The organism is Niallia laureatilytica (assembly GCF_046613985.1).
Classification (GTDB): Bacteria; Bacillota; Bacilli; order Bacillales; family Cytobacillaceae; genus Niallia.
In genome coordinates, this window is sequence record NZ_JBKKHP010000017.1 from 32,253 (window position 1) to 55,680 (window position 23,428).

24 protein-coding genes and 1 tRNA gene are annotated in these 23,428 nt (G+C 38.6%); 24 read left to right on the forward strand and 1 reads right to left on the reverse strand.

Annotated elements, in window-relative coordinates:
• The first annotated feature begins 1 nt into the window (after position 1).
• The 6 genes from yabN to ACLIJJ_RS24810 all read left to right on the forward strand — a co-directional run bounded on the left by yabN (position 2) and on the right by ACLIJJ_RS24810 (position 3,796).
• Positions 2-1,468 carry a bifunctional methyltransferase/pyrophosphohydrolase YabN gene (yabN, locus tag ACLIJJ_RS24785; RefSeq protein WP_411411845.1) on the forward strand — a complete coding sequence of 489 codons (1,467 nt, stop codon included), beginning with the start codon at positions 2-4 and terminating at the stop codon, positions 1,466-1,468.
• Positions 1,469-1,481: 13 nt separating this feature from the next.
• Entirely contained in the window at positions 1,482-1,739 is a 258-nt protein-coding gene (locus ACLIJJ_RS24790; protein WP_233318792.1) for an RNA-binding S4 domain-containing protein, read from the forward strand.
• A gap of 142 nt (positions 1,740-1,881) precedes the next feature.
• On the forward strand, positions 1,882-2,184 hold the full coding sequence (yabP, locus tag ACLIJJ_RS24795; RefSeq protein WP_233318790.1) for a sporulation protein YabP: 303 nt from the start codon (positions 1,882-1,884) through the stop codon (positions 2,182-2,184).
• The gene (gene yabQ, locus ACLIJJ_RS24800) at positions 2,181-2,807 is read left to right on the forward strand and encodes a spore cortex biosynthesis protein YabQ (protein WP_411411846.1); all 627 of its coding nucleotides are present in this window, start codon (positions 2,181-2,183) and stop codon (positions 2,805-2,807) included. The genes yabP and yabQ overlap by 4 nt, the downstream gene beginning before the upstream one ends.
• Before the next feature lie 18 nt (positions 2,808-2,825).
• Entirely contained in the window at positions 2,826-3,203 is a 378-nt protein-coding gene (locus tag ACLIJJ_RS24805; protein ID WP_233318786.1) for an FtsB family cell division protein, read from the forward strand.
• Between the two features lie 116 nt (positions 3,204-3,319).
• Entirely contained in the window at positions 3,320-3,796 is a 477-nt protein-coding gene (locus tag ACLIJJ_RS24810) for a S1 domain-containing RNA-binding protein (RefSeq protein WP_233318785.1), read from the forward strand.
• Between the two features lie 149 nt (positions 3,797-3,945).
• On the opposite strand, the gene ACLIJJ_RS24815 is transcribed toward ACLIJJ_RS24810, so the two are convergent.
• Positions 3,946-4,019, reverse strand: a tRNA-Met gene (locus ACLIJJ_RS24815).
• Between the two features lie 413 nt (positions 4,020-4,432).
• Between ACLIJJ_RS24815 and spoIIE the strand changes: the two genes are divergently transcribed.
• The 18 genes from spoIIE to lysS all read left to right on the forward strand — a co-directional run bounded on the left by spoIIE (position 4,433) and on the right by lysS (position 23,409).
• On the forward strand, positions 4,433-6,916 hold the full coding sequence (gene spoIIE / locus ACLIJJ_RS24820; protein ID WP_237940520.1) for a stage II sporulation protein E: 2,484 nt from the start codon (positions 4,433-4,435) through the stop codon (positions 6,914-6,916).
• 78 nt (positions 6,917-6,994) lie between these two features.
• Positions 6,995-7,732: a vWA domain-containing protein gene (locus ACLIJJ_RS24825; protein WP_237940522.1), complete on the forward strand. Its 738-nt coding sequence runs from the start codon at positions 6,995-6,997 to the stop codon at positions 7,730-7,732.
• Positions 7,704-8,711: a protein kinase domain-containing protein gene (locus tag ACLIJJ_RS24830; protein ID WP_233318832.1), complete on the forward strand. Its 1,008-nt coding sequence runs from the start codon at positions 7,704-7,706 to the stop codon at positions 8,709-8,711. The genes ACLIJJ_RS24825 and ACLIJJ_RS24830 overlap by 29 nt, the downstream gene beginning before the upstream one ends.
• Before the next feature lie 141 nt (positions 8,712-8,852).
• Positions 8,853-10,238 carry a tRNA lysidine(34) synthetase TilS gene (tilS, locus tag ACLIJJ_RS24835; RefSeq protein WP_237940524.1) on the forward strand — a complete coding sequence of 462 codons (1,386 nt, stop codon included), beginning with the start codon at positions 8,853-8,855 and terminating at the stop codon, positions 10,236-10,238.
• Positions 10,239-10,260: 22 nt separating this feature from the next.
• Positions 10,261-10,809 (forward strand): hypoxanthine phosphoribosyltransferase, encoded by a 549-nt coding sequence (gene hpt, locus ACLIJJ_RS24840; protein ID WP_233318777.1) that lies wholly within the window; start codon positions 10,261-10,263, stop codon positions 10,807-10,809.
• A 107-nt stretch (positions 10,810-10,916) separates the two neighbouring features.
• On the forward strand, positions 10,917-12,836 hold the full coding sequence (gene ftsH / locus ACLIJJ_RS24845; RefSeq protein ID WP_233318775.1) for an ATP-dependent zinc metalloprotease FtsH: 1,920 nt from the start codon (positions 10,917-10,919) through the stop codon (positions 12,834-12,836).
• A 185-nt stretch (positions 12,837-13,021) separates the two neighbouring features.
• Positions 13,022-13,792 (forward strand): type III pantothenate kinase, encoded by a 771-nt coding sequence (locus tag ACLIJJ_RS24850; protein WP_233318773.1) that lies wholly within the window; start codon positions 13,022-13,024, stop codon positions 13,790-13,792.
• A 30-nt stretch (positions 13,793-13,822) separates the two neighbouring features.
• Positions 13,823-14,701 carry an Hsp33 family molecular chaperone HslO gene (gene hslO / locus ACLIJJ_RS24855; protein WP_233318771.1) on the forward strand — a complete coding sequence of 293 codons (879 nt, stop codon included), beginning with the start codon at positions 13,823-13,825 and terminating at the stop codon, positions 14,699-14,701.
• 195 nt (positions 14,702-14,896) lie between these two features.
• Entirely contained in the window at positions 14,897-15,829 is a 933-nt protein-coding gene (gene cysK, locus ACLIJJ_RS24860) for a cysteine synthase A (protein ID WP_233318769.1), read from the forward strand.
• A 146-nt stretch (positions 15,830-15,975) separates the two neighbouring features.
• Positions 15,976-17,373, forward strand: coding sequence for an anthranilate synthase component I family protein (locus ACLIJJ_RS24865; protein WP_233318766.1), 1,398 nt, complete (start codon positions 15,976-15,978; stop codon positions 17,371-17,373).
• 8 nt (positions 17,374-17,381) lie between these two features.
• Positions 17,382-17,966, forward strand: a complete 585-nt coding sequence (pabA, locus tag ACLIJJ_RS24870; RefSeq protein WP_411411847.1) for an aminodeoxychorismate/anthranilate synthase component II — start codon at positions 17,382-17,384, stop codon at positions 17,964-17,966.
• A gap of 2 nt (positions 17,967-17,968) precedes the next feature.
• Positions 17,969-18,838 carry an aminodeoxychorismate lyase gene (gene pabC / locus ACLIJJ_RS24875; RefSeq protein ID WP_233318761.1) on the forward strand — a complete coding sequence of 290 codons (870 nt, stop codon included), beginning with the start codon at positions 17,969-17,971 and terminating at the stop codon, positions 18,836-18,838.
• A 2-nt stretch (positions 18,839-18,840) separates the two neighbouring features.
• Entirely contained in the window at positions 18,841-19,671 is an 831-nt protein-coding gene (gene folP / locus ACLIJJ_RS24880) for a dihydropteroate synthase (RefSeq protein WP_233318759.1), read from the forward strand.
• Positions 19,664-20,026: a dihydroneopterin aldolase gene (folB, locus tag ACLIJJ_RS24885; protein WP_251648007.1), complete on the forward strand. Its 363-nt coding sequence runs from the start codon at positions 19,664-19,666 to the stop codon at positions 20,024-20,026. Before folP ends, folB begins: the two co-directional genes overlap by 8 nt.
• Positions 20,023-20,553, forward strand: a complete 531-nt coding sequence (folK, locus tag ACLIJJ_RS24890; protein WP_237940527.1) for a 2-amino-4-hydroxy-6-hydroxymethyldihydropteridine diphosphokinase — start codon at positions 20,023-20,025, stop codon at positions 20,551-20,553. The genes folB and folK overlap by 4 nt, the downstream gene beginning before the upstream one ends.
• Positions 20,502-20,717 (forward strand): helix-turn-helix domain-containing protein, encoded by a 216-nt coding sequence (locus ACLIJJ_RS24895; protein WP_233318752.1) that lies wholly within the window; start codon positions 20,502-20,504, stop codon positions 20,715-20,717. Before folK ends, ACLIJJ_RS24895 begins: the two co-directional genes overlap by 52 nt.
• 20 nt (positions 20,718-20,737) lie before the next feature.
• Positions 20,738-21,736, forward strand: a complete 999-nt coding sequence (gene dusB, locus ACLIJJ_RS24900; RefSeq protein ID WP_233318750.1) for a tRNA dihydrouridine synthase DusB — start codon at positions 20,738-20,740, stop codon at positions 21,734-21,736.
• Between the two features lie 179 nt (positions 21,737-21,915).
• Positions 21,916-23,409: a lysine--tRNA ligase gene (gene lysS / locus ACLIJJ_RS24905; RefSeq protein ID WP_237940529.1), complete on the forward strand. Its 1,494-nt coding sequence runs from the start codon at positions 21,916-21,918 to the stop codon at positions 23,407-23,409.
• The last annotated feature ends 19 nt before the right edge of the window (positions 23,410-23,428 follow it).

Sequence of the window (23,428 nt, forward strand, 5' to 3'; positions counted from 1 at the left end):
CATGAGAAACATTGAAGTAATAGGACTAGGTGCAGGTGATATTGACCAGCTTCCGCTTGGTGTTTATAGAAGCTTAATGAATAATAAGCAAAAGGTTTATGTGCGTACGAAGGATCATCCTGTTCTTGCTGTACTTGAAGAAGAGGGCGGCGAATTTATTTATATGGATTATATATATGAGAAGCATGATCAATTTGACGCTGTTTATAGTGAAATCGTGGATGTTTTAATGGTAGAGGCAGAGAAAGAAGCTATCGTGTATGCAGTGCCAGGTCATCCTCTTGTAGCAGAAAAAACAGTTCAGCTCCTTATTGAAAAAAGTGAAAAGGGTGAGGTTAACTTAAAGATTGGCGGAGGTCAAAGCTTTTTAGATAATATCTTTCAAGCGTTGAAAATTGACCCTATCGATGGTTTTCAGCTACTGGATGGTACAGACTTGCGAAAAGATGAGTTGCAGTTCACGCAACATCTTATCATTGGACAAGTGTATGATGCTTTTTCAGCATCTGAAGTTAAGCTTACCTTAATGGAAAAGCTTCCTTATGACTATCCTGTAGTGATTGTAACAGCTGCAGGCAGTGCGCAGGAGCGCATCAAGGAAATTGAGCTTCATGAATTGGATAGAGAGGTAGAGTTGAATAACTTAACATCGTTATATATTCCACCAGTGCAAGAGGAGCGAATGCTTTATAAACAGTTTGCAAAGTTGCGGCAGATTATTGCAACATTAAGAGGTCCCGAAGGATGTCCCTGGGATAAGGAACAGACCCACGAGTCGCTTAGAAAATATTTAATTGAAGAATCATTTGAACTTATTGAGGCAATCAATGAGGGTGATATCGATAATATAATAGAAGAACTCGGAGATGTATTGCTGCAGGTTATGCTTCATAGCCAAATAGGTGAAGATGAAGGCTATTTCTCCATTGATGATGTGATAGAAGGAATATCAGAAAAAATGGTGCGGAGACATCCTCATGTTTTTGGAAAAGAGAAGTTAGAAACAGTGGAAGATGTCTTGGATACATGGCAGCAAGCAAAAACTGCGGAAAAGCCAGAAAAGCAAGCTTCCTTGCTTGATGGGGTTTTAAGTAGCTCGCCTAATCTTTCCAGAGCTTATGATCTTCAAAGTAAAGCCGCAAAAGCTGGATTCGATTGGCCGGAAGTTGCAGAAGCTTGGGATAAAGTGAAAGAAGAAATGATAGAGTTCAGAGAAGAAGTAGAGAATGGGGCAAGTAAAGAAGAAATGGAAAAAGAATTTGGCGACATTCTGTTCTCGTTTGTAAATGTAGCTAGATATTACAAGATAGATCCAGAATTAGCTGTTTTCCGCACAAATCAAAAGTTCATCAGCCGTTTTCATTTTATTGAAGCAAAGGTTAAGGAATTGGGTAAGGAAGTGCAGGAGCTGCCATTAGAAATTTTAGATAGTTATTGGGAAGAAGCTAAACAGATGGAGAAAGGATAAGGAGTGAATAGACATGCGATTAGATAAATTTTTAAAAATTTCCAGATTAATTAAAAGAAGAACATTGGCTAAAGAGGTTGCAGATCAAGGACGTATTCTTATAAACGGAATTCAGGCAAAAGCCAGCAGTAATGTTAAAGTGGGCGATGAACTGCAAGTCCGTTTTGGCCAAAAGCTAGTGACGGTCCAAATAGAAATACTGCAAGAATCTACAAAAAAAGAAGATGCGGCTAATATGTATAAAATCATTAAAGAAGAGACAGTATCCTAGTTTAACTAAAGGAATTACCGGGGAATAAAAGACAGAGTAACCAAGCGATCAATTTTTGGGAAAAGAGCTTGTTCTTTTTTCGACTCCCTCCTCATACACTTGTACAAATGATTGTACTTTTGTGATTGTGAGGGATAAGGATATGAACCAAAATTATGATTCCAATACTGCGAAAACGAGCAACATAGAGCATGATGTTATCATGAGAGGAAGAAGATTGCTTGACATTACAGGAGTTAAGCAAGTGGAAAGCTTTGATAATGAAGAGTTTTTGCTGGAGACAGTGATGGGTTTCTTATCTATTCGAGGACAAAACCTGCAAATGAAAAACCTGGATGTGGAAAAAGGAATTGTTTCTATTAAGGGCAAAGTGTTTGAATTGATTTATGTTGATGAACAAAGCGGAGAAAAAGCTAAGGGTTTCTTTAGCAAGATATTCCGATGACACTATCTACACAATTCATGACCATGCTGGCTATGGTTGGCATGGGTTTGTTTTTTGGGATAAGCTTAGATACGTATCAGTTCTTTTTGAAAAGAGCTGAAAGGAAAAGAACCATTGTCTTTTTCCATGACCTCCTTTTTTGGGTTTTGCAGGCTTTGTTAATATTTTATGTGCTATTTTTAGTGAACCAAGGTGAAATTAGAATCTATTTGGTACTAGCAGTGTTATTAGGTTTTGCAGCATACCAAGCCTTATTGAAATCAATTTATCTTTCGTTTTTGAAGCTTATTATTTCTGTTAGTGTCCGATTCTACCAGCTTACTGTCAAGTTAGTGGTAAATCTTATCTATAAACCTATAAAAACACTTCTCTTATTTATGGTTTCTGTGGTAATTTTCTTGTTAAAGGGACTTATGGCACTTGTCAACTTTATTATCAGGGTATTAAGATTTATTCTGAAGGTAGTTTTGTTGCCGTTTAAATGGCTATTGTCCTTAATATGGCTGATTTTGCCGAAAAGGATTAAATTATTCGTCGAGAAATATTCTGGGAAATTGGCAGGATATTATACCATGATAAAGAAATATGTTAAGGAATGGATAAAAAATAGAAAAAAACAGTAAGGAAGGGAGGAGCAGAGTATGAGTGTATTAAAAAAACCAGATGTGACAAAATTACAAACAGAATATACAGTACAGCAAGAAGAACTGAGTATCAGTGCAGCAAGAAAAAAGAAGCTGTTGTTCCGAAGGTTAACTGCTTTCTCTATCTGTGCACTGGCTATCGGCTTTTTCATGATTTCAACACTCATATCCCAAAGCTCCACTTTGGAAGAAAAGGCTGCTGAAAAGGAAAAGCTTGATGGAAAGATCGCTATGTTGGAGAAGGAAGAAAAGCAGTTAAAGGAACAAATTGTGAAATTGAATGATGAAGATTATTTGGCCAAGCTTGCAAGGAAAGATTTGCTTCTTTCTGAAAAAGGGGAAATTATCTTCAGTATCCCAGATAAGAACGATTAAACAGGCGCTGATGGAAAATAATAAGGTCAACAGTTATATTGACACCCTTTTTTTTTATTTTGTATAATATAGTATAAGTATGATTTTTTATATCCTTAAGGAGGCAAAACTTTTTTATGTCAATCGAAGTAGGCAGCAAGTTACAAGGAAAGGTAACAGGAATTACTAATTTTGGTGCGTTTGTAGAACTCCCAGAAGGTGCAACTGGTCTTGTTCACATTAGTGAAGTCGCAGATAATTATGTAAAAGACATTAATGATCACTTAAAGGTCGGAGACGTAGTGGAAGTGAAAGTCATTAATGTGGAGAAAGATGGCAAGATTGGCCTGTCTATTAAAAAGGCAAAAGATAGACCGGAAAGACCAGAAAGACCAGAAAGATCCCATGATCGTGGGGAGCGCAGAGAGTCTAGAGGCGGCTACTCCAATAACGCATCAAGACCTCGCAATGCGAAATCGCATGATAACCGTGCTCCAAAGGAAAACTTTGAATCAAAGATGGCTCGTTTCCTAAAAGACAGTGAAGATCGGTTAGCTTCTCTTAAACGAAATACTGAGTCTAAACGCGGGGGAAGAGGCGCTAGACGAGGGTAACTTGCTGCTGAATTTTTTATAAAAAAGCAGGGTTTATCGTTCGTATATTCCCATAGCTTAAAGCAAGCCATAACGGCTTGCTTTTTTTGTTTTTATTGTTAAAGAACAAAAAAAGGACGTTAGATTAATCTATCGTCCTTTTTAAAGGATAGCGGCGGAGGGGATCGAACCCCCGACCTCACGGGTATGAACCGTACGCTCTAGCCAGCTGAGCTACACCGCCATGTATGAAAGGCGCCTTAGGCACAAGATATATAATACAAACTTTTTCGATAAAAGTCAACTGCTTTTTTTTATGACAAAGTAAACATGGTGATTAATATAAAAAGTCGAAGCTGACACTCATTTTTTGACAAATAAAACAAGGCCTAGAAGATTACAGGAAAAGATAGGAGCAAGGTTATTCATGCAGTTAATGGTAAGCAAACACAGGCGCTGATTAGTTAATTATAATCTTTAGTCGAAAAGAGAAACAGGAATATGTCAGCTATAGCTTTAGCGAATTTTGTTTAAATGCAAGAAATTGCTTGAAAGAAGTCGAGCGAAATATATAGGCTTGTCCGCTCTTTTGACAAACTTTTACTATTACAACTCTTATAATTGTGTGCAACGATACCTGATAGGGAGTTGAGTTAAATGGAAAAAGTGGAAAGGGATATTATGGACGGTATTGCAGATGTAGACTTTGGCAAATCAAAAGAGGGATTTGGCGTTATATATCATAAATTCCATACGAAAGTAGAAAGCTTTTTTTTGGCCAAAGGCTATATACTTTTGGTTATTGGTTTTCTTTTGGGGAGAGCGCTAATTCTGGCTAAACTGACCCCGTTTGTCCTCCCTTTCTTTGCGGCGGTGTACTTAACGCGAAAGGATAAGGCGCCTTTAGCGCTAGTAGGCTTAATTGGAGGAGCTGCTACTCTTTCCTTAAGGGAGGCTTTTATTAGTTTTATACTCGCATTTTTATTCCTCATTATTTATAAACCTCTCAGTAAGTGGAGAAAAAATGAGAATAATAATAATTTTGTCCCTGTTCTTGTACTTTCAACTGTTTTGTTAGTTAGCTTAGGCGAGTCTTATATTATTTCGGGCGCAATTACAATGTATGGAGCGATGATGGCGCTTGTTGAAGCGAGTCTAGGATATATTCTTACTTTAATTTTTATGCAGAGTCTGCCATTATTGACTATCGGCAAAAGGAGACAAGCATTAAAAACAGAAGAAATCGTATGTCTCATTATTATGCTGGCTTCTGTTATGACGGGAACAATCGGGTGGAGTCTGTATGACTTGTCAATCGAACATATTATGTCACGCTACTTAGTGCTTTTATTTGCATTTATGGCAGGTGCAACAATTGGCTCGACAGTAGGGGTTGTAACTGGTCTTATATTTAGTCTGGCAAGCATTTCGAGTTTCTATCATATGAGCTTGCTTGCGTTCTCTGGTTTACTTGGCGGATTATTGAAGGAAGGCAGAAAGGTAGGTGTTGCATTAGGACTTTATATTGCAACACTATTAATCGGCATGTATGGAGAAGGTGGCGGTGTGCTGTCAGTTTCTCTTATGGAAACAACTGTCTCTGTTTTTCTATTTATGCTTACGCCATCTTTACTTACGTCACGGATAGCTAAGCATATTCCAGGTACTGCCGAATATTCGCAGGAGCAGCAACAATATATGAGGAAAATGCGTGACGTCACAGCTCAAAGAGTCTCCCAATTTTCCACAGTGTTTGAAGCACTTTCAAATAGTTTTTCTGCGAATAATATACAAAAAGATATAGACGATTCAGATAGAGAGCTTGATTATTTCTTAAGCAATGTGACAGAAAAAACATGTCAAACTTGCTTTAGAAAAGAAGCTTGCTGGGCAAGGAACTTTAATACAACTTATGACTATATGAAAGATATTATGACAGAAATGTCAGAGACGGATGGTAGTATTTCATTAGGGTTATCACGAGAATGGGAGAAGCATTGTACAAGATCGAAAAAAGTAGTAGATGCGATTCATCAGGAATTAACACTGTATCAAGCAAACCAGAAACTTAAAAAGCAAGTTCAAGAAAGCAGAAAGCTAGTTGCAGACCAATTATTAGGTGTTTCAGAGGTGATGGGGGATTTTGCGAAAGAAATACAAAGAGAAAGAGAAAACCACCATAAACAGGAGGAATTAATACTTGAAGCTATCCAAGAATTTGGCATTCATATTGAGAATGTGGAAATTTACAGTCTAGAACAAGGAAATGTTGATATTGACATAACCATTCCATATAACACAGGATTCGGAGAGTGTGAAAAGCTTATAGCGCCAATGCTGTCAGATATTTTAAATGAAACAATCATTGTCAATAAAGAAGAGACTGGAGCTTATGGGAATGATTACAGCCATGCAACATTCCGTTCTGCAAAAGCATTTGTCGTTGAAACAGGTGTTGCTCATGCTGCAAAGGATGGTGGGTTTATCTCGGGAGACAGTTATTCAACGATCGAACTTGGATTAGGCAAATATGCTGTAGCAATAAGTGACGGGATGGGTAATGGAGAGCGGGCGCATATCGAAAGTGAGGAAACATTGCAGCTTCTCCAGAAAATACTTCAATCTGGAATTGAAGAACAGGTTGCGATCAAATCTATCAACTCTGTGCTGTCATTAAGAACAACTGATGAGGTATTTGCAACTCTAGATTTGGCGATGATTGATTTGCAAAATGCAAATGCTAAGTTTCTTAAAATTGGGTCCACACCAAGTTTTATAAAAAGGGGATCAAAAGTAATTAAAATACAAGCTAGCAACTTGCCGATGGGGATTGTTCAGGAATTTGATGTTGATGTGGTAAGTGAGCAATTAAAAGCAGGAGATTTATTGATCATGATGAGTGATGGGGTATTTGAGGGACCAAAGCATGTCGAAAACTTTGACTTGTGGATGAAGAGGAAAATCAAAGAGCTTAAAACAGAAAGTCCACAGGAGGTTGCTGACCTTATTATGGAAGAGGTTATCAGGTCTCGGTCTGGTCTAATTGAGGATGATATGACTGTGCTTGTAGCACAGATTAACCATAATATACCGAAATGGGCTTCTATCCCAATGAGAGGATTTCATCAAAAAGCAAACTAGTTCACTAAAATAGAGGTATAAATGCTCTCTTTTCCGTCGAAAATGGGACTAACTCATTAATAGATGGAGGGGAGAAATATGAAAACAGGTACAATAAAACAAATATTGCTTATAACAGACGGGTGTTCTAATCAGGGAAATGATCCAATTGCAATGGCTGCATTAGCGAACGAACAAGGAATTACTGTAAACGTAATCGGGGTAATGGAAAAGGATATTATTGATGATCGTGGTTTGAAAGAAATAGAGGAAATTGCCCTTTCAGGCGGAGGGGTGAGTCAGGTTGTATACGCTCAAGCTTTAGCGCAAACAGTTCAAATGGTAACAAAAAAAGCAATGACTCAAACATTGCAGGGCGTTGTCAACAAAGAGCTGCAGCAGATATTAGGAAAATCAAGCAGTGTGGAAGATTTACCACCGGAAAAACGGGGAGAAGTGATGGAGGTTGTCGATGAGCTCGGTGAAACAGTTGAGCTGGAGGTGCTTGTTTTAGTTGATACTAGTGCGAGTATGAAGCATAAGCTTCCTACAGTGAAAGAAGCTTTGATTGACTTGTCTTTGAGTTTGAATGCAAGATCAGGTGAAAACAGATATTCAGTATTTGTATTTCCCGGGAAAAAGAAAGATGTCGAAAAGTTGCTTGACTGGACTCCGCGGCTAGAATCATTAACAAGTATTTTTTCTAGGCTTACAACTGGGGGTATTACACCTACTGGTCCGGCTTTAAAAGAAGCAATCCAATACTTTAAGCAAAAACGTTCATTAAGGAGTCTGATTAGACGTGACGATGATGAATTCTATGAAGAGTCCATTTAAGATTAATCGCGGAACAATAATCAAAGGGAAATGGCATCGGAAGGATTATACCATAATTAAAGAGCTTGGCTTTGGGGCAAATGGGACTGTGTTTCTCGCAGACTCTGCCCTTGGAAAGGTTGCTTTAAAGCTAAGTGATAATGGCATGTCGATTATTTCAGAGGTAAATGTATTAAAATCCTTTGCTAAGGTCCAAGGTTACAGCCTTGGACCTTCTTTAATAGATGTTGATGATTGGGTCACGACGAGTGGAACAGTATCTTTTTATGTTATGGAGTATATAAATGGACCTGATTTATTAACTTATATTGAAAATAAGGATAGTTCTTGGGTCAATGTATTAATGATACAGCTATTAAAGGATCTTCAAGTTCTACATGATAACAATTGGGTGTTCGGAGATTTAAAGCCGGAAAACTTAATTATAAATGGGCCTCCTACTAGAATAAGATGTATTGATGTAGGTGGTACTACTATTATAGGCAGAGCAATAAAAGAGTTCACAGAATTTTATGACCGCGGCTACTGGGGACTCGGATCAAGAAAGGCAGAGCCTTCTTATGATCTGTTTGCTGTCGCTATGATTATGATAAATATTTTTTATCCGAAGAGATTTAATAAGCTAGAAGGAGGACTTAAGCAGCTCCAAATGATGATTCAAAAGAAGCGGGAATTATTACCTTATGAACAGGTGCTAACAAAAGCGCTAACTGGTAGATACGGCAGTGCTAATGAGATGAGAGGCGAGCTGATTAAACTTTCTAGCGGCCAAGAAGCTAGGACAAATACAAGGACAAGCAACTCTGGCAAAACAAAGGCTCCATCTATAAAAAACAGAGGGGCTAGTCCAAAAAGAGCACAGGCACAGCAAAAAAAGATGGCCAAAAAGAAAAAAAGGACAGGTTATCTAGAATCTATTCTATTAATAGTAGTCATATCATTGCTTTATATTGTATATATTTATGGTCAATTGACTTAATATACGATAGGAAACATAAGGGAAAGCATTTGATGTAGCTTTCGCAAAAATGTTATTCTTACATAAGCAGACTGCATGCTTACATAAAAAGGTCATAACAGATTACTATGCAGAATAGTGATAAATTAAGGAAGTATTTTAATGTTGGAAGAAAAGGTAGTAGAGTATCTGAAAAAGAAGGAATTGTCGCTTAGCGGTGCGAGAGTGCTTGTTGGAGTGTCTGGTGGACCAGATTCCTTGGCACTGCTTCACTTCCTTTGGAGCAAAGAGTCAGCCTGGAATATAAAGGTGATAGCGGCACATGTTGATCATATGTTCAGAGGGGAGGAATCTTTAGAAGATGCAAAATTTGTAGAAGAATTTTGCAAGGGAAAATCCATTCCATTCATTTGGAAGCAAATCGATATGCCGGCTATTATAAAGCAAACCGGAAAAAATGGCCAGCTGGCTTCACGAGAATGCCGATATGCATTTTACAAAGAAATTATGGAAGAGAGCGGTATATCCCTTCTTGCCCTCGGTCATCATGCAGATGATCAGATTGAGACGATTTTAATGCGCTTGACGAGAGGAAGTAGTGCTAAGTCGAGAGCTGGAATTCCCTTCAGCCGCCCTTTTGGGCCGGGAAGATTATTTAGGCCATTTTTATGTTTAGAAAAGCAGGAAATAGAGGAATACTGTAATAGGCATATGCTTTTCCCTAGAAGAGATCCGAGCAATGATAAAGAAGTATACAGCAGGAACAGATTTCGAAAGCATGTTCTGCCATTCTTAAAGCAGGAAAATCCGAATGCCGCAGCCCATTTTCAGCGTTTTAGCGAGGAAGCGGAGGAGGACGAGGCCTTTTTATTGGCAGCAACGAAATCAGTTTGGAGTAAAGTGGTAAAGAGCCAGAGAGAAAATGAGATAACAGTTGATATTAACGCATTCCTCTCAATAGCTATTTCTTTACAAAGAAGATGTATTCATCTAATATTAAATTATCTCTATAAAGAGAAGATATCTTCCTTATCCGCATTACATACTAACCAAATTATTGCATTGTTTCAGAATCCTCATTCTTCCGGAAACATTGATCTCCCAGAAGGTTTGAAGGTAATTAAATCCTACCATTTGGCACACTTTCAATTAAATATTTCACCAAATGAACCCTTTTATCATGAATTTTTGAAATCGGGAGAGATATTATTACCAAATGGGCATTATATTAGGGTAGAATATACTAGCAGCATTCAAACTCCGATTGCAGATGCTATCCTTGTTGATCCTGAATCAATTACCTTTCCGCTTGTTATAAGGACAAGGAAAAACGGGGATAAGATACAAGTTAGAGGAATGAATGGGATGAAGAAAGTGAAGAAACTGTTCATCGATGCAAAGATTCCTCTGCAAGAGAGAGACGGATGGCCAATCATTACAGATGGGAACGATAACATATTATGGGTTCCTGGGCTAAAAAAATCTGTTTTTTCTTTAAAGCAGGCGAATAGTGGTTATAATCTATTAATAACATATAAAAAGCAATGATCTTCTAGGGGGCACACAAGCAATGAAACATGATATCGAAAAAATATTGATTTCTGAAGATGAACTACAAGGCAAGATTAAGGACCTTGGTTTTCAATTAACAGAGGATTATAAGGATAAATTTCCTTTAGCTGTAGGAGTGCTTAAAGGAGCTATGCCATTTATGGCTGACCTTTTGAAACGCATGGATACATATCTGGAAATGGACTTTATGGATGTTTCTAGCTATGGAAACTCAACAGTATCTTCTGGTGAAGTGAAAATCTTAAAGGATTTGGATACTTCTGTAGAAGGAAGAGATATCCTTATTATTGAAGACATAATTGACAGCGGCTTAACATTAAGCTACCTTGTTGAGCTATTCCGTTACCGCAAAGCAAAGTCCATCAAGATTGTGACGCTGCTTGATAAGCCTTCTGGAAGGAAAGTAGATTTACAAGCTGATTACATTGGATTTATCGTTCCAGATGAATTTGTTGTAGGTTATGGACTTGATTATGCTGAAAGATACCGTAATTTGCCTTACATTGGTGTTTTAAAACCAGAAGTTTATACTAACAATAACGAGTAATTGGAGTGACAGGGAAGTTTTGTGTTCAAGAGGGTAATTTCTTGAATTTACACAATTTTCTATGTTACTATACAATATAGTTTGTTTACCGTGGGAGGAGGTAAGGGATGAACCGTATTTTCCGTAATACCATCTTTTATTTATTAATATTTTTAGTAATTATTGGTGTGGTAAGTTTCTTTAATGGTAATAACGAGCCAACCAAGCAATTATCGTATACCGATCTGATTAAGCACCTTGAAGAAGGTGATGTCAGTTCCATTACACAGCAGCCTGAACGAGGCGTTTTAGAATTACGCGGGCAGTTAGATTCTTACAGTGAAGATGAATACTTCGTTTCTTACGTAACGAATAATGAAACTGTTCAAAACCGCATTGATAAAGCGGCTACAGAAGGATCAAAAATTGATGTCCTTCCTGCTCAAGAAACGAGCAGCTGGGTGACATTCTTTACTTCTATTATTCCTTTTGTCATTATATTCATCTTGTTCTTCTTCTTGCTCAACCAAGCGCAAGGCGGCGGCAGTCGAGTAATGAACTTTGGAAAGAGCAAAGCGAAGCTTTATAATGAAGAGAAGAAGAAAGTCCGTTTTAAAGATGTAGCAGGAGCGGATGAAGAGAAGCAAGAGTTAGTAGAAGTTGTAGAATTCCTGAAAGACCCAAGAAAATTTGCTGAGCTAGGAGCAAGAATTCCGAAGGGTGTCCTTCTTAATGGACCTCCAGGAACAGGTAAAACATTATTAGCAAGAGCTGTCGCAGGTGAAGCAGGAGTTCCATTCTTCTCCATCAGCGGATCTGACTTTGTGGAAATGTTTGTTGGGGTCGGTGCATCTCGTGTACGTGACCTATTTGAAACAGCGAAAAAGAATGCACCATGTATTATCTTTATAGATGAGATTGACGCAGTAGGTCGTCAGCGTGGGGCAGGGCTCGGCGGAGGCCATGATGAGCGTGAACAAACTCTGAACCAATTGTTGGTTGAGATGGATGGTTTTGGAGCAAACGAAGGGATCATCATTATCGCTGCGACTAACCGACCGGACATTCTTGACCCAGCGTTATTGCGTCCAGGACGTTTTGACCGTCAAATCACTGTTGACCGACCTGATGTTACTGGCCGTGAAGCAGTATTGCGTGTACATGCCCGCAACAAGCCATTAGATCCATCAGTAGATTTAAAAAGCATTGCGATGCGTACACCTGGTTTCTCAGGCGCAGATTTAGAAAACTTGCTTAACGAAGCAGCACTTGTCGCTGCAAGAGCAGATAAGAAAAAGATTGATATGGAAGATATGGATGAGGCAACAGACCGTGTAATTGCTGGTCCGTCCAAAAAGAGCCGTGTCATTTCTAAAAAAGAAAGAAATATTGTGGCATACCACGAAGCTGGTCATACAATCATAGGTGTTGTCCTTGATGAGGCAGATATGGTGCATAAAGTTACCATCGTACCAAGGGGTCAAGCTGGAGGCTATGCAGTTATGCTTCCAAAAGAAGACCGCTTCTTACTGACAAGGCAAGAGTTGTTAGACAAAATTACTGGATTGCTTGGCGGCCGTGTGGCAGAGGATATAGTCTTCGGTGAAGTCAGCACTGGTGCACATAATGATTTCCAAAGAGCAACAAACATTGCTCGCAAAATGGTTACTGAATATGGAATGAGCGAAAAGCTTGGACCGCTTCAATTCGGTCAAGCGCAAGGAGGTCAAGTCTTCCTTGGCAGAGATTTGAATAATGAACAAAACTATTCAGATGCTATCGCATATGATATTGACCAAGAAATTCAACGCATCATTAAAGAGAGCTATGAAAGAGCGAAAACAATCTTAACTGAAAACAGGGAGAAGCTAAACTTGATTGCCGAAACATTGTTAGAAATCGAAACATTGGATGCGGAACAAATCACTAGCCTGTATAAAGATGGAGTTCTTCCAGACCGTTCTAAAAAAGCTGAATCATTCACAAATGATGATGTGAAAGTCAACATCAATATGAAAAAAGAAGATGAAGAGACTAAAGAAGATTAAAACCTTCACTATAAGGGAATGCACACTTGTGCATTCCCTTTTTTCTTCCGTAAAGTTCATTGGATTTCACTTACATATGCTCGTATGTTATGATATTTTAGTGCTAATAATCCATACATCTATTAAGGGCAACAGCTGCTTAAATAGATGGTGTTTGAAGAATAATAAAAAAGTGGTGACTGACTTTGATTTTTGTTTTTGATATTGGGAATACAAATATAGTGCTAGGTGTATACGAAGGCGATAAGCTGACACAACACTGGAGAATAGAAACGAACCGCTTTAAAACGGAAGATGAATATGGCATGATAATCAAGTCTCTGTTTGACCATGTGGGCTTAAAGTTTTCGGATATTGACGGAATTATTATTTCCTCTGTAGTACCGCCGATTATGTTCTCTCTAGAAAGAATGTGTCATAAATACTTTAATATTAAACCGTTAGTAGTTGGTCCTGGAACGAAAACAGGGCTGAACATTAAATATGATAATCCAAAAGAGGTAGGTGCAGACAGGATTGTTAATGCAGTTGCTGCGATACATGAATACGGGAGCCCATTAATAATTGTAGACTTTGGAACTGCAACAACATTCTGCTATGTTAATGAGCATAAACAATATATGGGTGGAGCTATTGCACCTGGTATTAATATTGCGACAGAAGCTCTATATTCTAAAGCTGCTAAGCTGCCGAGAATAGAAATTGCCCGACCGGATGGAGTGGTAGGCAAAAACACAGTATCTGCTATGCAGTCTGGAATATTATATGGATATGTTGGACAAGTTGAGGGTATTGTAAAGAGAATGAAAGAGCAGAGCTCAGAAAATCCAAAGGTAATTGCAACAGGCGGACTAGCTAATCTCATCAGTCAAGAATCAAATGCAATTGACGTAGTAGATCCATTTTTAACATTAAAAGGTTTACAGCTTATATATAAGAAAAATAAGGAAAAGTAAGTAATAAGAATATAGGAAAAGAGGTATTTTATGAGTGATTATTTAGTAAAGGCTTTAGCCTTTAACGATCAAGTACGTGCATATGCTGTTAGAAGCACAGAGACAGTTGCTGAGGCTCAACGCAGGCACTACACTTGGCCTACTGCATCTGCGGCATTAGGAAGAACTTTATCTGCTACAGCAATGTTGGGAGCAATGCTTAAAGGTGATCAAAAGCTAACGGTGAAAGTAGATGGAGATGGACCTATAGGGCTAATCCTTGTTGATGGAAATGCGAAAGGTGAAGTAAGGGGCTATGTAACGAATCCACAAACTCATTTTGATTTAAACGAACATGGAAAGCTGGATGTTAGAAGAGCGGTAGGAACAGAGGGAACACTGTCTGTTGTTAAAGATATCGGAATGCGTGACTACTTCACAGGGCAAGTGCCGATTGTATCTGGGGAGCTTGGAGAAGATTTTACTTACTACTTGGTGACATCAGAGCAAGTACCTTCATCTGTCGGTGTCGGAGTACTTGTTAATCCAGATAACTCAATCTTAGCGGCTGGCGGATTCATCATTCAGCTTATGCCAGGAACAGATGATGAAACCATCACAAAAATTGAGAAGAGATTACAAGAAATACCGCCGATTTCTAAGCTGATTGAAAAAGGTCTTACTCCGGAAGAAATTCTGGAAGAAATCTTTGGAAAAGATAATATGAAAATTATTGAGAAGATGCCCGTATCGTTCACATGTACATGCTCAAAGGAGCGATTTTCAACGGCAATTATCAGTTTAGGCAAGGCAGAAATAGAAGATATGATCGCAACAGATGAAAAGGCTGAAGCACACTGCCACTTCTGTAATGAAAAATACCTTTTCTCCAAAACTGAATTAGAGGAGCTTCTTGAAGAAGCGCTATAAAAAATAAGCCTGGTGCATGTTTGCACCAGGCTTATTTTTTTATTCTGGTAAGTAGATTTTCAATCAAGGATTATGTTTGGATTTTTTCGAAAATAAGAACAAATCAATTGACAAAATGGGCATTCATTGATAAATTAATAATTAATAGAATACCAATTAAGATACTCGGATTAAGAGATAAGGGAGAGATTAAGAATGACTCGTATAGCTAATTCAGTTGTAGATTTAATAGGTCAAACTCCTATTGTAAAATTAAACCGTTTAACAGATGAAGCAAGTGCAGATGTATATCTTAAACTAGAATATATGAATCCAGGTAGCAGTGTTAAAGACCGTATTGCTCTAGCGATGATTGAAGCTGCTGAGCAGAGCGGTGATTTGAAGCCTGGCAGCACACTTATTGAGCCTACTAGCGGAAACACAGGGATTGGCTTAGCAATGGTTGCAGCTGCAAAAGGATATAAAGCAATTCTTGTTATGCCTGAAACAATGAGCTTGGAGCGCCGTAACTTGCTAAGAGCATACGGTGCAGAACTAGTATTAACACCAGGACCTGAGGGCATGGGTGGCGCAATTCGCAAAGCGGAAGAATTGTCTAAAGAAAATGGATATTTCCTACCACAGCAGTTTAAAAATGTTTCTAATCCTGAAGTTCATAGAAGCACTACTGGTCCAGAAATCGTGGCAGCTTTTGGTGATGAAGGCTTAGATGCGTTTATCGCAGGAATTGGCACTGGCGGAACAATTACAGGAGCCGGAGAAGTATTAAAAGAAAAATATAATGATATTAAAATATATGCAGTAGAACCAACGGATTCTCCGGTATTATCTGGAGGAAAACCAGGTCCTCACAAAATTCAAGGAATTGGGGCAGGTTTTGTGCCAGAAATCCTGAATAGTGAAGTTTATGATGATATTATTCAAGTAACAACAGATCAAGCATTCGAATATGCTAGAAAAGCAGGTAAAGAAGAAGGTATTCTTGGTGGAATCTCTTCTGGTGCTGCTATCTATGCTGCCATTAAGGTTGCTAAAGAACTAGGAAAAGGCAAAAAAGTCTTGGCTGTAATTCCAAGTAACGGAGAGCGTTATTTGAGCACAGCTTTATACCAATTTGATGAAGAGTAATCATGCAAGAAAAAGACAGCCGGTGGGCTGTCTTTTTTTGCTTAGCAATATAGACGGCCACCTGAAAAATGCCGGCAAATTTTTTTGTTTTTCCTCTGCTTCATCATGTATGATGATAAAAGAGAAATAGAAGGAGCGAGAGTGAATTGAAAAAATTTAAGGTTTTCAGCAAGAGTTTAAGTATTTCATATGCTCAATTTTATGAGCAGTTCATTCAGTTATCCCAAGAATCACAGTATTATGCCATCTTGGAAAGCGGCAGGGGTGGAAGATACAGCATTGCTGCAATGAACCCTATTGCCACGATGATCGGAAAAGACAATACATTAGAAGTAGTGGGCATAGAGGGAACAACTATACATAAAGGCAATCCGCTCCATACAGTTAAACAGATAATGAAGGAGTATGAAGTAGAAGCTAACCATGAATCTCCAGAGTTTCAAGGGGGAGCGATTGGATTCATAAGCTATGATTATATCCGCTATATTGAAGAAATCCCGAATATTGCAGTTGATGATTTAGAAACACCAGATGTATTTTTTATGCTTTTTGATAATTGGTTTGTTTATGATCTGAAGGAAAACAAATTATGGCTGTCAGCCTTATACACAGAAGCAACTTCCTCCGAAGTGGAAGATAGAATAGATAAAGCAGTGGAAAAGCTACAGGAGAACAGGAAAGTTGAACACCAAATGCTGACTCCTGAAAAAACAATGGGACAAGAGGTTTCTATTAAGGATAATGAATTTCAACAGTCAGTCAGGAAAATACAAGAATATATTTCTCAAGGAGACGTTTTTCAAGTAAACTTGTCTGTTCGCCAAATGAAGTCACTAAACGTTTCAGCTTTGGAAGTGTATAATCAGCTGCGCATCCTCAACCCATCACCGTATATGGGGTATTTTCACACACCTGATTTTCAGCTTGTTTCCGGTTCGCCTGAGCTGTTAGTGAAGAAAAAAGGTGATGAGGTTAGTACTCGCCCGATTGCAGGCACAAGATCGAGAGGTAAAGATAATGATGAGGATCAGAAGCTTGCTGATGAACTCATTAACAGTGAAAAGGAACGGGCAGAGCATGTGATGCTCGTTGATCTCGAACGGAATGACCTAGGAAGGGTTTGTGAGTACGGTTCAGTTGAAGTTGATGAGTTCATGGCAATAGAAAAGTACTCTCATGTGATGCATATTGTTTCTAATGTCCGTGGGAAATTAGCTGCTAAGTATGATGAATATGACCTGATTGACAGTATGTTCCCGGGAGGAACGATAACAGGAGCCCCGAAAATACGAACAATGGAAATTATTGAAGAACTCGAGCCTGTAAGAAGAGGACCTTATACCGGGTCAATGGGCTGGATTGGTTTTAATAAAGATATTGAATTAAATATTATGATTAGAACGATGCTTGTGAAAGATAAGAAATCGTATGTACAAGCTGGGGCTGGGATTGTCATAGATTCTGTCCCAAGTAATGAGTATAAGGAATCAATGAAAAAAGCCAGAGCTCTATGGAATGCGAAAGAACTGGCAGAAGAGAAATAGGTGAAGAAATGATATATATGATCGATAATTATGATTCATTTACGTATAATCTTGTGCAGTATTTAGGTTCATTAGGCAGTGATCTGACTGTCAGCCGCAATAATAAAACTTCTTTAGAAGAAATCAGAAGAGTAAATCCTGAATACTTAATGATATCTCCAGGACCTTGTACGCCAAATGAGGCGGGGATAAGTCTTGAGGCGATAAGTGCATTTGCTGGAGAGTTGCCTATCTTTGGTGTGTGTTTAGGACATCAAGCAATTGCTCAAGCATTCGGTGGAAAGGTAATCCGAGCTGAAAATTTAATGCACGGCAAAACTTCTCCAATCTACCATGATAATAAGACTATATTTGAAGGCTTGCCGAACCCCTTCCCAGCAACAAGATATCATTCTCTTCTTGTCGAAAAAACTTCCTTGCCTGACTGTCTGGAAGTTTCTGCATGGACTAAGGAGGGGGAAATAATGGCGCTGCGCCATAAGGAGCTTCCTATAGAGGCAGTGCAATTTCATCCAGAATCAATCATGACAACAGCTGGTATGGATATTCTAGCCAACTTTGTTGAGTTATATAAAAAAGGGGCTGCTTCCTGATAGTGTATATTTATATAAATGGAGAAATCATCCCTCACGAAAAGGCACAGATTTCTGTTTTCGATCATGGGTTTATGTACGGTGCTGGTCTGTTTGAAACTTTCCGCACATACAGAGGACATCCGTTCCTATTGGACAGTCATCTGGGCCGGCTTAATAAAGGGTTAAGGCAGCTGAATATAGACCGTTCCTTTTACAGAGAAGAAACAAATCAAATCATTCAGCGATTATTGAATGAAAATAAGCTGGAAAATGCATATATTCGCTTTAATGTTTCGGCCGGAATCGGTGGTATAGGACTTCAAACATCCTCTTATACCGAACCAAACGTTATAATGTATATGAAATCATTGCAAACCGGTGAATCACTTGGAGAGAAAAAAGCGGAATGGCTGAGGATACGGCGGAATACTCCTGAGGGTGATGAAAGACTGAAGTCCCATCATTATTTGAATAACCTTTTAGCTAAGAGAGAGATAGGTGAGGATGTTCAGATGGAGGGACTTTTTTTGACAAAAGAAGGTTACGTGGCTGAAGGGATAACATCTAATTTATTTTGGATAAGAAATGGGATTTTATATACTCCAAGTGTGGAAACAGGTATATTGAACGGAATTACTAGACGGTTTATCCTAGCGTTGGCAGCTCAATCAGGGTTAGAGGTGCGGGAAGGACTATATAAGCAGGAAAATTTATTGGAGGCAGATGAGGTATTTATCACAAATTCCATTCAGGAAATTGTCGCAATCAAAAGTATTGGGTCAGAATCGTACAAAGGAGTCAGTGGTCCCATTGTGCAGATGCTCTATACAAGATATAAAGATAATTGTTCATACTTATGGTCAATTGATGAGTTAGGAGGACATAGATAAGGATGCAGAATATAAAATGCGGGAAGTACAAACTGCCGTTTCAAGAAAGAACAATTGTGATGGGCATATTAAATGTTAATCCAGATTCCTTCTCAGATGGGGGCAAGTATAACGAGCGAGACAAAGCACTATTGCATGCTCAGGAAATGGTTGAAAACGGCGCGGATATTTTAGATATTGGCGGAGAATCAACAAGACCAGGGTATACAGAAATCTCTGCAGAAGAGGAAATAGAAAGGGTTGCTCCTATCATTGAGTTGATCTCGAATGAAGTAGACGTTCCTATTTCCATTGACACTTATAAGGCAAAGGTTGCAAGAGCAGCTATGGCATCCGGGGCTCATATTATTAATGATATTTGGGGAGCAAAACGAGAACCAGAAATTGCAGCTGTAGCTGTAGAGTATGATGCACCGATTGTGCTTATGCATAATCGCAATGACAAGGACTATCAATCATTTGTAGAAGATGTTATTGCTGATATGAACGAAAGTATTGATATCTCCGTAAAAGCGGGTGTGAAAAAAGACAAAATCATTCTTGATCCAGGTATTGGTTTTGCGAAGGATTTAACGTATAACCTTGAAATGATGCGTAATTTGGACAAGCTCGTAGCACTAGGTTACCCTGTGCTGCTTGGCACCTCTAAAAAGTCCATGATTGGAAAGATCTTAGACTTGCCAGTAGCGGAAAGACTAGAAGGCACTGGTGCAACTGTATGTTTTGGAATTCAGAAAGGCTGCCAAATTATCCGGGTGCATGATGTCAAGGAGATGACAAGAATGGCTCGTATGATGGATGCTTTAATGGGAAAGGGGCAGTACGGTGGATAAGATAGCATTAAACAAAATGGAGTTCTATGGGTATCATGGAGTTTTCAAAGAAGAAACAAAACTGGGGCAAAGATTTATTATTGACCTAGAAGTTGAGACAGATCTACAACAAGCAGGAACTACTGATAATCTGGAGTATTCCATTAATTATGGACAGCTTTATTTCGATGTGAAGGAAGTTGTAGAAGGTGACCCTGTTAAACTGATTGAGTCTGTTGCAGAGGCAATAGCACAAAAGTTGCTGGGTAGCTACGAGCGCATTTTTAGTGTGATGGTACGCGTGATTAAGCCGGACCCGCCAATTCCGGGTCATTATCAATCTGTTTCTGTTGAGATAACGAGGAAGCGCGGATGAATAACGCGGCGTTCTTATCATTAGGATCAAATATAGGCAATCGATTGCAGAATTTGGAGGAAGCCGTCCGAAAGCTGAACCAATACGAGGATATAAAAGTGGTAAGTGTTTCCTCCATTTATGAAACAGATCCTGTAGGTTATAGGGATCAGGAAATGTTCTTAAATATAGCTGTTGAAGTATGCACTTCATTATCGCCGTTTGCATTATTAGAAGTTTGCCAAAGTATTGAGCAAAAACTTGGAAGGAAAAGGATAATTAAATGGGGCCCAAGGACAATAGACCTTGACATTTTATTGTATAATCACGAAAATATAGAATCAGAGAAGCTAATTGTTCCACATCCAAGAATAGAGGAAAGGGCTTTTGTTCTAATTCCATTAATAGAGATAGCTCCTTTCGTGAAGATACCGAATAAATCCACACGTTTACAAGAAAGTCTAGAGCTTTTGCAGGATAAAGAAGGAGTAAGAGTATGGAGACATCAGAAAAATGGGGAAGACGTATTCGAGCTTTTCGAAAACTAAAAGGATATACACAAGAGAATCTTGCTAAAGAACTGCTTGTGTCTGTATCTATATTAGGAGAAATAGAAAGAGGTAACCGAGTTCCCTCTGATGAGATAATTGATTCAATCGTTAAAGTGTTAAAGATAAGCAGAGAAGAGCTAGATCCGAATATTAATAGCTGAAAACAAAGGGAGGTAAAAATTTGTTTAAGATAGGCAATGTTGAGATGAATAACCGTGTTGTTTTAGCGCCAATGGCAGGAATATCTAACTCGGCATTTCGCTTAACAGTAAAGGAATTCGGCGCAGGTTTAGTTTGTGCAGAAATGATCAGCGATAAAGGGATTGTCTCAAAAAATCAAAAAACAATGAACATGTTATATATAGATGAAAGAGAAAATCCTCTAAGCTTGCAGATTTTCGGCGGAGAAAAGGAAACGTTGGTTGAGGCTGCTCGATTTGTTGATAAGAATACTAATGCTGATATTATTGATATCAACATGGGTTGCCCTGTTCCTAAAATTACGAAATGCGATGCAGGAGCTAAATGGCTGCTTGATCCCAACAAAATATATGATATGGTATCAGCTGTAGTTGAAGCGGTAGATAAGCCAGTTACAGTAAAGATGCGCATGGGTTGGGATGAAGAGCATATATATGCTGTGCGCAATGCCCAGGCAGTGGAGCGTGCTGGTGGTTCAGCAGTAGCACTGCATGGACGGACACGTGTGCAATTGTATGAGGGCCAAGCGAATTGGGATATTATCCGTGAGGTTAAGCAATCCATCAACATCCCGCTGATTGGGAATGGAGATGTTAATACGCCCCAAGATGCAAAAAGAATGCTTGATGAAACTGGTTGTGATGCAGTAATGATCGGCAGAGCTGCTTTAGGAAACCCATGGATGATCTATCGTACTGTAAACTATCTTGAAACAGGGAAGCTTGCAGGTGAACCATCTGTACGTGAAAAGATAGATGTTTGTATCCTTCATTTAGATCGTTTAATAAATTTAAAAGATGAATATATCGCCGTTAGAGAAATGAGAAAGCATGCAGCCTGGTACTTAAAGGGTATTCGAGGAAATGCGAAAGCACGCAATGGAGTGAATGAATGTGAAACTCGCGAGCAGCTCGTTTCGTTATTAAATGGTTTAGTATTGGAAGAAGAAGCGAAAGAAAGGGAAATTCAAGTAGGATAATACCTTATTTCTTATTTCATACACGACCAAAAGGCTGCCGGTGAAAAAAACTGGCGGTTTTTTTTCTTTTTTAGTGTCTGTAGTTGTAACATTGTGTAGAATAATAAAGTATGTAATTAAAGTCACGACTACCTTAAAAGGTGTCATACATAAATAAAGATGGTGGAGTTGATTTAAGCATGAGTCATGAAGAATTGAATTTAAATGACCAATTACAAGTTAGACGAAACAAAATGACTGATCTTCGTGATCAAGGTATAGATCCTTTCGGCAAAAGATTTGAACGTACCCATTTATCGGAGGAGTTAAAAAGCCAATTTGATTCTCTTTCTAAGGAAGAACTTGAAGAGAAGGGGATTATTGTTTCTCTTGCAGGACGAGTAATGACTAAAAGAGGAAAAGGTAAAGCAGGTTTTGCTCATATTCAAGATCTTGCAGGACAAATCCAGCTTTATGTTAGAAAAGATGCTGTTGGAGAGGACCAATACGCAATTTTTAACACAGTAGATCTAGGGGATATTGTCGGAGTGGAAGGAACTCTATTTAAAACGAATGTTGGAGAGCTGTCTATAAAGGTTAAGGATTTCACTTTGCTTACAAAAGCATTGCGCCCGCTTCCTGATAAGTTCCATGGATTAAAAGATATTGAACAGCGCTACCGTCAGCGTTATCTTGATTTAATTTCTAGTGAAGAAAGCAAGCATACATTTATTCTTCGCAGTAAAATTATTCAGGCTATGCGCAGATACTTAGACGACCATGGTTATTTAGAAGTAGAAACACCGATGATGCATTCGATTGCAGGTGGTGCATCTGCACGTCCGTTTATTACACATCATAATGCTTTAGATATGCCGTTATACATGCGTATTGCGATTGAACTACATCTGAAAAGATTAATTGTCGGCGGTATGGAGAAGGTTTATGAAATAGGCCGTGTATTTAGGAACGAAGGGGTTTCTACTAGACATAATCCTGAATTTACAATGATTGAACTTTATGAAGCGTATGCTGATTACCGTGATATCATGAGTCTGACAGAAAATTTAGTTGCACATATTGCTCAAGAAATTCATGGTACGACAACAATACCATACGGAGAATATGAAGTAGATCTTAAACCAGAATGGACAAGACTTCATATGGTTGATGCAATTAAACAATATACAGGTGTTGATTTCTGGCCTGAGATGTCAGTAGAGGAAGCAAGAAAACTAGCTAAAGAAAACAATATTGAAATCAATGAGCACATGACTTATGGACATATAGTTAATGAGTTCTTTGAGCAAAGAGTAGAAGAGAAGCTGATTCAACCAACATTTATTTTCGGGCACCCGCTTGAAATCTCACCATTAGCGAAGAAAAATGATGAGGATCCGCGATTCACTGATCGTTTCGAATTGTTTATCGTAGGTAGAGAGCATGCGAATGCATTTACAGAGTTAAATGATCCAATTGATCAAAGAGAAAGATTTGAAGCACAGCTGAAAGAAAGAGAGCAAGGAAATGATGAAGCTCATCTAATGGATGACGACTTTGTAGAGGCGCTTGAATATGGTATGCCTCCAACAGGTGGACTAGGTATCGGTATCGACAGACTAGTTATGCTATTGACAAATGCACCATCTATCAGAGATGTACTATTATTCCCATTAATGAGACACCGCTCATAATTAAAAAAGACCTGGAATG